The sequence below is a fragment of the Vibrio campbellii CAIM 519 = NBRC 15631 = ATCC 25920 genome, assembly GCF_002163755.1.
Taxonomy (GTDB): domain Bacteria; phylum Pseudomonadota; class Gammaproteobacteria; order Enterobacterales; family Vibrionaceae; genus Vibrio; species Vibrio campbellii.
Genome location: NZ_CP015864.1, coordinates 1042327 through 1058183, shown reverse-complemented (window position 1 = coordinate 1058183; position 15857 = coordinate 1042327). Strand labels below are relative to the sequence as shown.

Here is a 15857-nt window from a genome sequence, read left to right as displayed (position 1 = left end):
TTACAAAGAGAATCGAGCACTAAGAGACCAGATGTTTTGCTCGAAGCTGTAGCCTTGCCAATTAGAATCTTTATCCTGATAGCGCCAATCCGCTTGCAATAAGACCCAACGCCTTATTTGGTAATCAATACCTGCAGATAGCGCGTATCGGTCTTCATTACGTGTAATACCCGTGTAGTCATCTTGTTGATATAGGGCCCCTAAGCGGGTTGCTAAGTAGCTATTCCAGTCGTGTTTAAGATCGATGAGGTAGCGAGTTTGTAAATCGTAATCACCATCTTGATCGGGACTGACGGCTGCTTGGGTGGTCTTGAGTGTGATGAGCGATTGCTCTTGAGGTTGCCACTCCAAGCCTATGTCCCAACTGAGTCCATTGAAGGTTTCACGTTGATGGCTATCGAAGTCTTTGACTTGATAACCCAAGCGGGCGATACCTTTGGTTTTCCCTGTGACTTCCCACTGTGCGCCGGTGTAATAGAAGCCGGAGTAACTGTCTTTTGATGGCACTGAAGGGTTGTCTGAAAGGTAATTCGTGCTCATTTGTTGAGTACCAACTAACCAGTATGTTCTAGGCGTCGCTCGAAGATAAAACTCTATGTGGGCGTTTGGTGCACGAAAGTCGTTGTATTTGGTTTTTGCATCAGGCTTGTCTGGCATTCCATCACGATAGTTTTGGTATGTCTTGTCAATGTATCCAATACCAAACTCCAACCTACCTTTTGAGCCTTCAGAACCGAACACATAGTTTGTTCTCAAGTCATTGCGATGAAACTCAACAGGGCTGTTGAGCAAGCTACCTTGGCCTTCGGTGAAGTCTTCACCTTTCTCTTCATGTTGAGCTCGGAACTGATAGTCGATAACCAGTCGATTACGGTGATTGAATTCGAAAAAGTTGGTAAATTGAAAAGCATGGTCGTCGTAATCATTTTGGTCATCCGAAGAGAATCCAGCACTTAATTTATAAAGCACATTTGCTCGGTATTGATTACGTTCAATTTTAGCCAACAGGGCAGGCTCTATCCCCCAAATGTTGACCGATTCAATGTTCTCTCCTCGATCGGCTTTGTTGATGTTGTCATTTCCTTCGTAGAACACGCCTAAGGTGGGGATGAATTCAATCCCAGAATCGGTTTTATACGCCATAGGCTCAGCCAGAACACTCGCTGAGCTCATAGCAATTGCGACGGTTATTGGGATAACTTTCATTGTGATGGACTCAGTACGCATTTGAACCTGTAAATCCCTTAAAAATGGTTAACAAGATAATCTTGATGTCCATCCAAACTGACCAGTGGTGGATGTAATCCAAGTCGAACTCAACGCGTTTTTCCATCTTGTCGAGCGTGTCAGTTTCACCTCGATAACCATTGATTTGTGCCCACCCCGTGATGCCTGGTTTTACTTTGTGACGAAGCATGTAGCGGTCGACGATATGGCGATATTCTTCGTTATGTGACACGGCGTGAGGGCGAGGGCCAACGATAGACATGGTGCCTTGAAGTACATTGATAAATTGAGGCAGTTCATCAAGGGAAGTGCGACGCAGAAACCCACCAAATGGTGTAATGCGAGGGTCATTCTTTGTGGCTTGTTTTACGTCATTACCTTGTTCCATGGTCGTCATTGAACGGAATTTCCACACTTCGATTTTTCTGCCATCTAAGCCGTAACGATACTGCTTAAAAATCACTGGACCTTTGGTGGTCAGTTTGATTCCGAGGGAAATAGCTAGAAGTACAGGTGAAATCAGAAGTAAAATAATGCTCGATAATACGATGTCTTCTAAGCGTTTTATCCAAGAGGAAATACCAGCAAAGGGTGTGTCAAATACACTCAATGTTTGAACCTGACCTATTTGATCCCAACGTGAATGCAGCAGGTTATAAGTAAAGAAATCCGGTATCAGATAAGTGTTCGCTGTCGTGTCTGAGAATTGATTAAGAAACAAAGCGATTCTTTCGTTAGCATGCATCGGCATAGCGATGTACACGTAATCGACTTCGCCACGCTTCGCTCTTTCTAATGCGAGTCTTACATTGCCTTTAATTGGATAGTCAGACTCGGGCAAACGGTCTTGAGAACGTTCGTCGTAAAAGCCGTCAAATAACACACCATGTTCAGTGTGGCTTTCTAGCTCGTTTGCTAAAGTCAGCCCATGTGGTGTCTGGCCAATAATAATTGCAGTTCGTGTGTTGTAGCCTAGCTTTCGCATGTAGGCCAGACCGACTCTGAAAATGCTTCGCCAAGAAAGCAGTAAGCCGGGAGTTAATAACAACCACATTGCTAAAATGTTTTTGTCAAATATCTGATGGACTTGAGAGAAATACAAAACCATGAAAAGGAATGTGCAGGTAACTAACCAAGATATACATGTGATAGAGATCTGTTCTTTAAAAGAGCTGGTACGCCAAGAGCGATACAACTTGCCACTTTCAGCCATGATTAGGAATGAGATGCTACCGACGAATGATAAAATCGCATAGTCTTTCTCAATAGAAGTGTTTACGTCATTCATTACGAGTAGCAACATCAATGACACAATGACAACAAGATCAATTAGGCGGTATAGAAAAGCAAACTCCACCTCATGCGAACGAATAAGTCCTTTGTGTTTCATAACTGAAATTTCCCTTTGGACACGCTACCGCCATTGAGTGTCATATCTCAATATCCGTGTCATTAACGCTTTGTATTGTTAAGGCATATGTGTGAAATGGATGGGGCGTGAGCCCTTATATTTCCGAAACAAGTTTAAAAAGTTGCTCTGTTTGGGTAAGTGGAAATAAGAATGAAATTTAGACCTTTGGCTAATATTCGCTGTTTAGTAAGAAACTAATACTCTGCTCATAAGTTGCTAAGGAAAGTGCTAAGAGGCTGGAGGGGAGTAAATATTATGATTGACGTAGATCGAAGTCAGAATTCATGCAAATGTGTCACCCTTTACAGGAGTTTCCCCGGATAGGGGGCGCTCCTGTAAAGATTCACTCGCATTAGAGAATGGATTAGTTTTGCTCAAGCTGTTGTATCAGATCTTTCAAGGGCATTGGTTTCGCGAAGTAGTACCCTTGAAGGCAATCGATATTATGACTCCGTAAATACTCAGCTTGTTCAGCGGTTTCTACGCCTTCTGCGATTGTCTTCATACCTAAACGAGAGGCTAGGTCGAGGAGGTTTTCGACGATATGTGCTGAGACTGAATCATTACCGATCATTTGAACGAAGCTCTGGTCTATCTTGAGTATGTCGAAGCGGAACTGGCGTAAGTAGCTCAAACTCGAATGGCCGGTGCCAAAGTCATCTATAGCTAGGCTAACGTCATGTTCACTTAATGAGTGAAACAGAGCCCGTGCTTCGTCTGTGTCTCTGACAAGTTCTCGCTCAGTAAGCTCCAAGCACAGCTGTACCTTTTTCTCTGGGAAAGATGATAAAAACTCTAAACTATCTTCTAAAAGCTCACTGTTTACGCAATGTTTCGCTGAGATATTAAAAGCGACGGAAAAGTCTGGCGGTAAAGACCGTGAGCATGCTGCAAGCTCATTAGAGACTTGATGCATAAGCGACTTCGTCATTGGGATAATGAGCCCTGAGTCTTCTGCTAGTGGTATAAAGAGGTCTGGTCTTATCAACCCTTCTTTAGGGCTTAGCCAACGAACCAACACTTCAAAGCCTACAAATTTGTTAGTTTTATCAACGTAAGGTTGAACGTAGGGAACGAACTCATTATTTGCGAGAGCCTGGCGCAATTTGTCTTCCATTGATGGCGTTTGGCCTGTTGCGACGAATATGAGCCAGCTCATCGAGAGAGCAAACAAAATAATGATAAAAATTGTTGAACGCTTATGAGACAGAAGGTAGTTCATATAGTCGTCATGAAACAGTGAGACTTGCAATCGATACGGATAATCCTTTGACTCTACCTGAATTGTGACAGGAAGAGGTTGGTCAGAAATTTGTCCAGCCTTGTTGATCCATTTTTCGCCCACGTTAAGGTAGGTATCTAGGTCCTTTAAGGTGAGAGACAGGATATTTGTGAGGTAGTAACTATTGACGGATACTCCGACGCCAGTATCGCCTGCTTCATTCTTAAATATAAGGGCAGGAGTATTTGGCTTATCAGGTAGGCTCGATACTAAGACCAACTCATCACCAGAGAAGTGATAACTCGGGACGATATAGTCACGTTTTCCGACCAAAGAACCACAAAATACGTGGTTCCCTTTCGCTAAGGCAATCATTTGTACATCAGGGATCGTGACAACTAAATCCCTAATGTAGGGCAATGCTTGTTCGCACTCAATTTTGGCATAAGGCAGAGCTCTCTGACTCGCGACATCTGCATTTTTAACCAGTTTGTCCATGAGTGATTTGCCTACTTCAAGAGAGTTTCTTACCTCTCGATGAAGATTGGATTTGGATAATTGGTAAACACCAACGGATCCTATACTAATCAATAGAATGAGGACAATAAACGCAAGGAGTATTCTCTTTGTTCTGGATGCTATCAACATGGTCAAGTTTGTCGTCTTAATTGTTGCCGCAAGTATAGGTTACAGAGTGGTTGTAGAAAAGTTCTCTCAATAGTGTTTGCTTTTTAGGCATGTGAGTTGTCTTGTAGCATACAGAGTATTGCTAACTATAAATCTGTGCATTTTTTATGGGCTTGGTGTGTTAACCCATTCAATAACTAGCTGCTCAGGTGAGTTCAATCAGCGATAAGAGTAAATCATATACGTTATAGCGCTCGTCACGCAGAAAGAGGGTTTCACCATGTGCAACTGAGGGAATCCTCGCAATACAACGACTTATTGCCAAAGCCATGTGCTTCGAACAAGTCTTGGAAAAAGCGATAGGGTTACCATGGACGGTTGCTATCTGAAACGGTCATGCATCGGCTATATAACTATTTGTTGGACTTGAGCCTAAGAAACCAAGACATACTAGTTGGTGAAACTTCAACAAAGGTCAAAGCGTTGACAAAATAGTGAGTCTGAGCAAATACAAAAAATTGTCGTGTGGGGCGATTACCGGCTAGATTAGGAGGGCTGGGCTTACAAAGTGAATTACAGAGCAAGTCTACTCAACGCATTGTTTTAAATAATAACTTATATAATTTAGAAGTTTACTGATAATTATATAAAATATTTTTTCGACATGAAAAAAATTTTTTATTTTATTTTGGGTTAGAAAAGGCATAAAAACGCTCTGGAATCGCTAATGAATATTGTCTTACTAATTCATCCGCTTTTGTGAAGGATGTTTTTCATTGGCGTTTTCGGTAATTGACCATTTTCTAACAGAGAAATTAAAAATGAAAAACACAGTAGTTACAGCTGCTCTACTATCGACATTATGTGTGACGGCAACCCAAGCTATGGCCGATGGCTATACACCTGGTCAGGCAGCTTTTCAGTGGGCAGGTACTGTGCCTGCGCAAACTGATACCGATGGAACCTACTTCATCGTACCAGTTGACCCGGGGCAAGACTTCAATAACGGCCAGTTAGTGTTTAGTAATACCGCTGCAGGTGGTGTAAAACTGACTAATTCATCCACAATAGGTTTCAAAGTGGTGAAAAACAGCGGTGATAAATTAAAACCTTACGACCCTTCGAAGGACATAGATCCACTTAGCTACAATGCGACATTGGTAAGCCGACAGTTTTCTGACGGTAACTTCCTAGTTGAAGATGATGCAGGTGCCTTTCAAATAATGGCTGATGGCCAGGAGCTGAAAAAGGGTGTTCCGCTTTCAAAAGATAAGGATCACAACACAACGAACTTGAGAGTTAAGCAATCCGACGATGTTATATTTGAAGCAGAACAGGGGGAGCATGTTGTCGTCCAAGCTGTAGTCGCGATCGCTCCAACAGAGGCGTGAACCTTTACACGGTGTCCTAAAAAACACCACTGCTTTATTGCAGTGGTGATTTTTCATTTTTGACAAATTAAGTAGTCAAAATATATGAGCCCTTATAAATTAATTAAATTATCCGTTTTGTGTGTTTGTTTAATCTCAAATAGCGCAAATGCAACTATAGTTCACACATTTACACCAGAAGTGACCATATTTAAGGATAATAATTTTGGTGATATTGAGATAACAGGCAAGAGAGACTATCAAGCCCTTTACGATACTAAGTTACAGGCATTCAAACCATTAAATATTGATTTTGGAGTAAAAAATCGATCTGGTGAAATATTAGAATATTCATTGACTTTGCCGGTTTCTCAGCATTACTGCGAAGGTAACTCCGGGCTGGTACCGTTGAACGGTTTATCCTTCACTTTAGATGGAAAACCGTTTGCTCCAACTAATAGTGACGAAGGTGGTCATGGGGGCCAAACGTTCAACGGTAGCGTTCATCAACACCGACTTGAAGTTCAATATCCCAATTTACCGCAAAGTGGTGACAATCAGCAGTGTTACGGTGTGCTGGGGCTATCAGCAGAGGTTAAGTTGTGAAGAGTGCGTACTTATTAGTACTGGTGGCCACCTGCTTGTTGCACAGTCTTTCTGTCTTGGCCTCACCGTTAACCGACGAAGTATACCCACCAGCGTTTTCTGATTTTTTTGAAGAGCAGTCCCAAAAAATTGAGGTGGAAGTAGCGGGTGCTGGGTCATCGGTGAGTGTGGGTTCCTTAGTGACTTATGAAACATATCGCGTTGACACAGAGTCGGACTCTGTAAAAGCATTAAGCCAATATTTAGACCAACATAAACTGTCTCCAATAGCGATAAATGCGATTGTTGAAACATTGAAAAAAGGCATAGAAGCTAACCCGCACTGTCAAGGTGAGCTAGCTTTGTGCGTGCCTCTGGTCAAAAGCGGCCATGCTGAGTATGTGTTTGATTTTGACAATAGCAAACTACGTATATTCGTCTCCCCAGAAATGCTGACAAACACAGCGGGCGAGGTCGACTATTACCCTGAGAAACGAGAAAACAACGCTTTCATCAACTATTCCGATGCGTATTTTTATACAGACAGTAACAATAACGGTAACGTTAGCTGGACCAATAACGCGATACTCGGTTTACCCTATGGTTACTTCTCGGTTGATTCGCAATATGTATCAGAGTCCAGTGATTTAAATATTTACCGTGCAGCTTATGACTTAGATGTAAAAGACAAACACATAGTATTTGGTTATCAGGATCGTAATACTCGATCGTTAAATAGCACTGATTTTTTAGGCTACGGGGCAAATTATGCTGGTGTTAGGGCCACTCTTGGTTCGAGCCAAAATTTGGTCAAAGGTGAGCATAAAGCGCTCCAGCGGATTCACTTCTTCGCGCCACAAGACGCGCAACTGGAGGTTTATCAAAGTAACCGTTTGCTGTTCGAGAAAGTTGTTGCTCAAGGGGAGCAATCCATCGGTTATGACAGGCTTCCTACGGGTATTTACACTGTTACTTTGGTGTTAAAGCAGGGCAATAACGAAATCCTGAGAGAGCAGCGTCAGGTAGTGAACACAGAACAGTTTTCACTGAACGTAAACGACTGGGACTACAGAATTGAATCGGGTGTTTTAGATGAGGGTGCTCAAACTGATATTAACGAGTTTCATCACCTGACTATTTCAGATAGCGACAGAACGTATGCCCGTGGTGCGGCATCATACCGTTATTCTGAAAATACTTTGTTAGGCGTTGGTGCGACGTCCAATTTATCGGACAGCGAGATTCAATTCGGTAGTGCTTGGGCCCTAGGTGACAAGTTGAACGTCAGTTACACAGGTGCGTTGTTTAATACTGGCGAAAGCTATCGGTACGGTGTGATTGGGCTAGGTCCTATTTCAACCTCTTACCGAGAGGTGAGCTTGGAAAATACACCTCATCCGCTTCCACGCTTGTTGTTTGGCGACCAAAGTTACACCGAATGGAGTGTGAACTACACAACACCCTTATTCGGGGGAGATGCTTTTATGAGTTATTTTAATTATCTAGCAGATGATAAAGAAAACAGTAACGAATTAAGTACTCACAACTTGTCACTAAGTTGGACTCGCGCGTTGCCGCTTGGTGCCTTGAATATCAATAGCACATATAGCGAGAACAACGACAGGCATGAAGCTGTCAATACCATGGTATCTTGGCGATATAGCTTTAATGACAGTTTGAGTTCGCGGTCGGCAATGGCGTTTAACGACACCGATATGTCATACAGTGAACACAGTGCGACTTATACTAAAAGCGACGATAACGCGACATTCTCCGCCACAGCGGGTATTAAGTTCGGTGAGAGAGTAGACAATGAAAGTGATTTATCTGTGGTGGCGAGTGGTCATAATGACGTGTTTAACTACAGTGGTTACGGTTATATCGACTCTCGTGGTGAGCGTTCATTGTCGGGGAATATTAGTAATACCCAAGTGCTTTCAAGCGAAGGCGGTGTGCTAACGTCGAAACAAGGGCAATCATTTGTCGAAATTGCGCCGACATTAAAAGATAGTTCATCGCGTATCGTATCGGTGCATTACGGGCTTAGTAAAGGTGGTAATCGTCAATATGAAGACAGCGTTGATACCAACAGAAAAAAAGTGCTAGGCGTTGACCCGTATACAGATATCAATATTAATCTGGATGCTGAATCAGAAAACGTGTTAGTAGATAACACTGCGTATCAACAATTTATGATGCCGGGTATGTACCACAGTGTAACCAGTAGGGTCACACCGTTGCAAAGTCACGTATTTGTTTTAAGTAATTTGTACGGACAGCCAATCACTAGCAGCGTGAACTGCCTAGGTGATGGGTGTCAGTCGGTTGAGCAACTTTCTGATGATGGCGTTTACCGAGTGAATTATGTAAAAGATGCAAATTTTACATTGATCACGAAGAAAAACGTGTGCTTGTACTCGCCCTATGCGGCAACGGATGCTTATACCCAAGCGTATTGTTTACCGGGGCTTAACGATGAAGAAGAGAAAATACCTTGGAATCAGCAAAAGTATTTACAAAAAAATAACGCGCTGCTTTACGTTGGTAAATTTACTAACCTCGAAGAGGGCCAAGAAATTGCAATACGTTTAAAAGAGGTAGGTCTAAGTGCTACAAGCTTATACATTGGTGACAGTGAATATATTTACGTTCGCCTACAAGCGGATTATACGATCGCACAACAAACTGTGCTTGATAATTTGCATTCATTAATCGTTGTTGACAGTGCGCAAAGCGCTTCTACAACCGCATAAGATCACGAAATGAAGATGAACAAAAAGATCCTTACAGCCTTAATTATCGCGGTGGCACCGCTATCAAGCCATGCAATTGGCATTGATAACATGATGACCTTTGCGGACAACGATAAAGGGCACTTCACTATTACGAACTCTGAGGACTACCGCCAGTTTATTCAAGTTGCTATGAGTAAAGTTACAACGCAAGACGGCCAGCTTGTGAAAACCCCTTTGACCCGAAACAACTTGCCGGATTGGGATATTGCCGTACGTCCTGCCCGCACTGTCATTGACCCTAGGTTGCAAAAGAACTTTGAGGTTAGCTACCAACCGAAAGTCGGTGCAGACAAAACCAAAGATCATATGTACCAAGTCACTTTTGTGCCAACCCCGTATTTCGCCAAAGGTGAGGCGAACAAACAAGCGCTTCAAGTAGCAGTGGGGTTTGCACCGTATTTTATTGTGCCTGCAGAAAAAGACGCGCCGTTCAATTACGAGATGTCCTTTAAAGGGAAAACGTTCCACCTACACAACTATGCAGATACTTATCTTCATGCTGTATTAGATACTTGCTCAACGGGCACTGTTGGGAAAACTCGTGAAGATTGCAATAAGGTCATATATACCCTTGCAGGCAGAGATCTTAACGTCTCATTACCCAAGAATATGCAAGACGTTGATAGCATTAAGGTCAGCTTATCAACTCACCATATGACCTACAAAGACGACATTACTCTAAAATCAGGTCAGTTGCTCAGTACACACAAGGGGACAAAATGAAATTGGCACTCTTAGTCAGTGTTTTGTTGGCTTTGTTGTCTATGGAATGTCATGCCGCTGATATGGAAGGGCGCTTAGTTGGCAAGAAGCTGCAATGGTACTCAGCCGTTACGGTGGGTGGACGCATCACCCCGGCATTGTGGGATTTGCCTATTAATCTGCCCACTGGCAACAGTGTGATTCCCGGTAGCGTTAGTCAAAACAGATATAGCTTGGACTTAAAGGGACCTGATGGGAGATCTGTGTCCATGCCGCTTACTGTAAGCGGGGTGCAATATCGCTTAGCCAGTTTTAGTTCTCACGAGAAGGTTGAGGGGGGCAATGCCCAAACCAACATCAACGGTGACATTGCGCAAACCACTGGAACAGGTACCGGTGATGTCAAAATTGATCTTACTAGTAACGAAGTGCCTTTTACGCACTATCGCCCGTTATTGGAAGCAATTGATGGTGCCACCTTAGCTAAAGCCTTTGAGCAAAATAATGCTAAGCAGGGCCTTTATACGGGGCATGTTACCCTAACCGTTCCTTATGACTACTACCGCCAAGGAGTTAGGGTGCGAAACACGCTGGTGGTGCCCTTATATATGTCGCTTAATTATCAGCCGGCTAGACTAGATGACATCACAGTGACAGGGGATGGCATTATAGCAGCGCAGTACCATGGCTATCAGAGGGTTAGTGGAGAAACCAAGTATACATTGACAGCCACAGGGGATTTTCCGAATGGAGTACTCATGGGACTACAACCGTCGACCAACCCCGACGGCCTATTCCATTTGCAGTCTGATGTGAGTGACAGCGGCGACATTAAATACAACCTGACCTGTGTGTCTGGCTGTGATGTCCAATCGTTAATTGTCAATGGTGTTCCAAAGATAGATAACCGTGATAATAAAGCAAAAATATTGCCGTTGAGTCGGTCTCAAGCTAAAGCTCAATTAAAGGTTGATTTTACCGATCAGCCGATGGATACGCTAAAAAGCGGGACGTATCGAGATACCTTTGTCCTAATGTTTGAAGCTGGCTTATAACCGCCCCCTCCTTTGATTGAGCAGCAGATAATACAGGCGAGTAGGATGACTGCTCGTGACTTCAATGAGTGAAAAGAACATGAAAAAACAAGCGTTTCGTTTACAAACCCTTGGAGTGTGCATTGCGGTGCTACTCACAGGCTGTGACGGGGGCAATGACGGCAGTTCGCCATCTCCTGTGCCACCAAGTCCACCTACACCAACGGTAAAAATGTTGGCTATGGACGGTTTCAGTGTCGTAAAGCCGGGTGTGCGTTCGCTGGTTGACGTCTCAAACTTTGTGCGCGGCGATCAAATCCAACTGACGGATGCCACGGTAACGGGGGAAGGGTGCGGTCAACCGGATATTAGTGGTCTTGGGTTGATGATAAAAGCACAGCAGGGTGCCCATTGTGATTACCAGTACACGGCCAATCAAGCCGGGAGCCTAAGCACGCGCGTGCATTTAGAAGTGTTGGCGACCACAGCCCACCAACCGCTATTGCCACCGATATCCGGTGTGATGACATTAAATGACGGTTCGAAAGACTTTGATGTGAAAACCTTATTGGGCAGTGACTGGCAAGAGGGCGATGCGATAGAAGCAGATTCTTTGTCCGTACAAGGCATGGAAGATAACCTGGGCACCACTACGATTGATGGTAGCAAGATTACTTTCACGCCGCCAGAGTTAGCGGGCTGGAACCGAGTAGTGTTCACGGTTAAAAACAGTAAAAGCGGTGATGATAAGCTTGGGGTGATTTACATCACATTTTCTGAAGAGGCTAACCAAGCACCGAATATTGCGATACCTAAATACGACATTAATGAATACAACTCTTTAGTTGTGCACTCGAGTGAAGCAGTGACGTTGGATTTATCTAAGCTTGAGGGTTTAAATATCATCGATCCGGATGGCGGTGATTGGCAACTGTTGGAAGTGACAAGTTGGACCGCAGATGTGTCACCGGCAGATAAAGATTCAATCACCAACAAAGCGTTCAAGTTTACATCAGGGACGGTAGGGATTAACTACATCAGTTACATCGTGGCCGATGAATATAATGGATTTGCCTCTGGATTATTAAAACTTCGCGTTGAACCGAACGAGTCCGACGTAAAATGGTACTCACTGGATGATAATAACAAGCACACGTTCACAGCGCCGGAGAGATATTCAGACGTGTATAAAAAAGGGTACAACGTGAGCGCGGTGTGGGACAGCCACGCGACTAATACAATAGCAGGGTTCAATGCAGTATCAGGTGACTCGTATTGTAAAAGCTTGGGGCTGTTACCGACCATACAGGACCTAACAGCGTTGCGTCAAGCGCACTTAAACGACAATGACAAGGAGGGTTTAAAGGCTTGGCCATCAAAGAAACCGTATTTGGCCTCAGACGGGGACAGTATGAAAGGGTTTTGGATAGAAGATGGTCAAACTAAAGACTATGACCAAAGCACCCCGTATTACGTCACGTGTTTAGCGAGTCCCGAAATGACGTTAAACATGAAGCGTTACAGCGTAGTGGCAAACGGCAAGAGTGTGACATTGGCGACGGTGACCCAGCCGGCAGGCTCACATGGCATCAATATCACGAGGTTAAGTGGCAGCCTGTCGGAAGAGGATGTAAATATCACTCCTAAGACCGATAGCCAAGGCAAGGTCACAACGCTAACCACGACCAGCACCAAAGCGGGGAGCTACCGTTTTAAGGTGACAGACAACGGGGATGCTGAAAATGTGTTAACCAGCCCAGAGTTGACATACCTTGCTGATGCAGACACGGCGAGGTTCCCCGACGAGACGGGGTTAGTGGTGACCCAAGATAAGGCCGAAGCAGACGGTCAAGCGCAAGATACGTTACAAGTGACCGTGGAAGATGCTAACGGTAACCCAGTGGCTGGATTACCGATAAGTGCTGATAGTCTGTCTAGTGACAGCGCGAGTGTAAGTGTGAGCCCCGCAACGACAGACGTTGAGGGCCATACGGTAGTGAAGGTTAGTGATACAGACGCAGGCTCGGTCGATATTATTGCCCATTTAAAGCGCCCTAATGGCGAGGTGGTGGACTCAACCACAGCCAGTGTTACGTTTGAGGCGGGCAATTATCCGTGTCCTGGCGGTGGGTTTGCATGTTTACCGGTGTTGCCATCAGCCAATAACCCTAATGTGTGGTACACGCCAGACCCTGAACTGAGTTACCTTAAGAACATTCACTATTCAGATTATTCTGACACATACACAGAAACTGAGGGAGATGGTTTATATGGGTTTAAGGCGGCGTTATTTAATAACACTGGTCAAGCGGAGAAATGGTGCCAATATTTAGCGAACAATAATTACCATGGTCGTAGCAACTGGACACTGCCAACGAAAGAGGCGTTAGATTCGTTATATGAAGAATACAAAGATGTTGATGATCAACACGCTTTGTTTAAAGCGAAATCTTGGCCGACTAGCAAATACTACTGGTCGGCCTCGCCCCAATATTCAGGTTTCAAGTGGGTGTACCTCTCCTGGGGCGGCAGCTACTTTGCCGACCCGAGTTACGGCAATTACGTTTCTTGCATCTCAGAATAATACTTGGTGTTTCGCGTTGAGTCTTTGGCGTTTGCTCATTTTGCTTTTTTATGTGAAACGATGCGTTAAAGTGGAAAGCGTCCTAGGGTCAAAAGCAACAACTGCGCCAAGGCGCAGTTGTGTTTAGGTAAATAAGTATTAACTGATTTATTTGTTGTTTTTAGATTATTCTGAATTATTTACAAACGATTAAATTATGAAGGCAAATCAAAAGGTGGGTTTTTAACGTCTTGTTTATTATGGTTTTGATAGTTTGTGGGGCTGAAGAACCTGGCGATATTCCGTGTGAAGGCGCGACCCTACAGAATAGTAAGCTTTGTAAGTCACAATACTAGATTGGCGAAATTTAGGCTTTGATAAAAAACAGATTAGTTATATCTGAAACGGTAGGTATTTCCTAATAATTGATTATGTTAAGCTCGATTTTTAATTGAAATTTAATTAATCGATTACTGCCATTTTTTATGGTTGCTATTTTGATATTGGCGTTAATTTTTTATTTTAGATTACTTATTCGAAATTGAAAGGATATTACTTCTTCTAAGCCATATATTAAATGGAAATAAAAAATCCCTCTCGAATGAGAGGGATTGGTAGCAAGCAAAGGTGAAAGACGTTTTACTCGAAATCTACGCCGTTTTCTTTGTGTAGTCGGCGGCATGCACGGCCATCGCTATGGAATAGATGACAACGATATGCAGGGATACCGATTTCCAGTTTGTCACCAGACACTACTGGTAGTGTATCTGGTTGACGGTAGATAACGTCTGCGTCTGCACCCTCAAGGTTTAGGTAAACCTGAGTTTCGTTACCTAGTTTCTCTACGATCATCACTTCACCGTAAATTGTCGCATCGGCGTCAACGGCTTGAACTAAGTGCTCAGGGCGAATACCCAGAGACATACGGTCTCCGCGATTCACTGTTGTACCGTCAACTGGGATCCAGAAAGATACGCCGTTAGAAAGCTGTACTTTTACGCGTTCTGCTTCCACTTCATCAATGAAAACACTCATGAAGTTCATTTTTGGTGAGCCAATAAAGCCAGCAACAAAGCGGTTTTGTGGGTAGTGGTAAAGCTCAAGTGGTTTACCAACTTGTGATACGTAACCGCCATCTAGAACCACAATCTTGTCTGCCATTGTCATTGCTTCTACCTGATCGTGCGTTACATAGATCATGGTACAGCCAAGTTGGCGTTGTAGTTTCGTGATTTGAGCACGCATGTTTACACGCAGTGCTGCATCCAAGTTTGATAGTGGTTCATCAAGAAGGAATACATCTGGTTGTGATACTAGCGTACGACCGATAGCAACACGTTGGCGTTGACCACCAGAAAGGGCTTTTGGTTGACGCTCTAGTAGGTGGCCCAACTGGAGAATTTCTGCTGCGTGTTCAACACGCTTATCGATTTCCGCTTTATCAGCTTTTGCTAGTTTCAGACCAAATGACATGTTGTCATATAGGTTTAGGTGTGGGTAAAGAGCGTAAGACTGGAACACCATACCAACACCACGTTTGGATGGTTCTACGTCATTCATGCGCTGGTCACCAATATACAAATCACCTGAAGTAATATCTTCAAGACCGGCAATACAACGTAGCAGGGTAGATTTACCACAACCTGATGGACCTACGAAAACAACGAACTCACCTTCGTTGATCTCCAGATCTACGTTCTTAGAAATCAGTACGTCGCCATACGCTTTACAAACATTTTTTAACGTGACACTCGCCATGTAGCTCGTCCTCGATCAATTTTTATTATTCACCGCTCATCATTATATGAATTATCTAGCGAGCAGTAACAGTAGGAATCGGTAAGTTATTGGGATTGGCAAGAAAAACAGGGTAGCGCTCCAAATGTCCTGAACTGGAGCACTACCCACCATAGCCAAATACGAGTTTCTCTCCCCCACATTATTCGTGTTGTCTCCCCCGTGAAATAATTACCACAAACAACACCAATAATGACATTCCACTCGTATGGCAATGAAAAACCAGCAAATCTTTTCGCCTGTAGGAAGTACTGCTGGGAAAGGGTTCTTACCATCCACTCTTGGATGACTGCAGTTTCTAAGATTGTGTTCACTGCTACATCCTCCTAATCGAAATAATTCTAGGGGGAGTAGGCGGGGAGGAGTCAAAAAGGAGGAGTAGAGGGGGAGTTGGGCGGAAATCACATTATTGCGTAACCTAAAGTTGAAACCGATCACAGGAAGTAGTCATTTTGTGATTTGAGTCTCTAACCCTTGGCGATTCAGATCACGAAAATACGTCATAATTGCAAGGGCGTAGGGAG

10 protein-coding genes are annotated in these 15857 nt (G+C 43.8%); 6 read left to right on the top strand and 4 right to left on the bottom strand.

The annotated features are described in order from the left end of the window. From A8140_RS20800 to A8140_RS20790, 3 genes are all read right to left on the bottom strand, one after another. Positions 1-1206 carry an outer membrane beta-barrel protein gene (locus tag A8140_RS20800; protein WP_231692813.1) on the bottom strand — a complete coding sequence of 402 codons (1206 nt, stop codon included), beginning with the start codon at positions 1204-1206 and terminating at the stop codon, positions 1-3. A 10-nt stretch (positions 1207-1216) separates the two neighbouring features. Next, the gene (locus A8140_RS20795) at positions 1217-2617 is read right to left on the bottom strand and encodes an undecaprenyl-phosphate glucose phosphotransferase (protein ID WP_038863097.1); all 1401 of its coding nucleotides are present in this window, start codon (positions 2615-2617) and stop codon (positions 1217-1219) included. A 385-nt stretch (positions 2618-3002) separates the two neighbouring features. Then, positions 3003-4358, bottom strand: a complete 1356-nt coding sequence (locus A8140_RS20790) for an EAL domain-containing protein (protein WP_005529723.1) — start codon at positions 4356-4358, stop codon at positions 3003-3005. Positions 4359-5308: 950 nt separating this feature from the next. On the opposite strand from A8140_RS20790, the gene A8140_RS20785 reads away from it, so the two are divergent. From A8140_RS20785 to A8140_RS20760, 6 genes are all read left to right on the top strand, one after another. Next, entirely contained in the window at positions 5309-5878 is a 570-nt protein-coding gene (locus A8140_RS20785) for a hypothetical protein (protein ID WP_005529725.1), read from the top strand. Positions 5879-5962: 84 nt separating this feature from the next. After that, positions 5963-6463 carry a hypothetical protein gene (locus tag A8140_RS20780; RefSeq protein WP_005529728.1) on the top strand — a complete coding sequence of 167 codons (501 nt, stop codon included), beginning with the start codon at positions 5963-5965 and terminating at the stop codon, positions 6461-6463. Continuing rightward, on the top strand, positions 6460-9195 hold the full coding sequence (locus tag A8140_RS20775) for a TcfC E-set like domain-containing protein (RefSeq protein ID WP_005529731.1): 2736 nt from the start codon (positions 6460-6462) through the stop codon (positions 9193-9195). Before A8140_RS20780 ends, A8140_RS20775 begins: the two co-directional genes overlap by 4 nt. A 15-nt stretch (positions 9196-9210) precedes the next feature. Beyond that, the gene (locus A8140_RS20770) at positions 9211-9960 is read left to right on the top strand and encodes a hypothetical protein (protein ID WP_227740705.1); all 750 of its coding nucleotides are present in this window, start codon (positions 9211-9213) and stop codon (positions 9958-9960) included. After that, the gene (locus A8140_RS20765; RefSeq protein ID WP_005529735.1) at positions 9957-10994 is read left to right on the top strand and encodes a hypothetical protein; all 1038 of its coding nucleotides are present in this window, start codon (positions 9957-9959) and stop codon (positions 10992-10994) included. The genes A8140_RS20770 and A8140_RS20765 overlap by 4 nt, the downstream gene beginning before the upstream one ends. Before the next feature lie 79 nt (positions 10995-11073). Beyond that, positions 11074-13557, top strand: a complete 2484-nt coding sequence (locus tag A8140_RS20760; protein WP_032999976.1) for an Ig-like domain-containing protein — start codon at positions 11074-11076, stop codon at positions 13555-13557. Positions 13558-14175: 618 nt separating this feature from the next. Here A8140_RS20760 and malK read toward each other — a convergent pair. After that, a complete protein-coding gene (gene malK / locus A8140_RS20755; RefSeq protein WP_005529739.1) occupies positions 14176-15294 on the bottom strand; it encodes a maltose/maltodextrin ABC transporter ATP-binding protein MalK in 1119 nt (372 codons plus the stop codon). Positions 15295-15857: the final 563 nt, after the last annotated feature.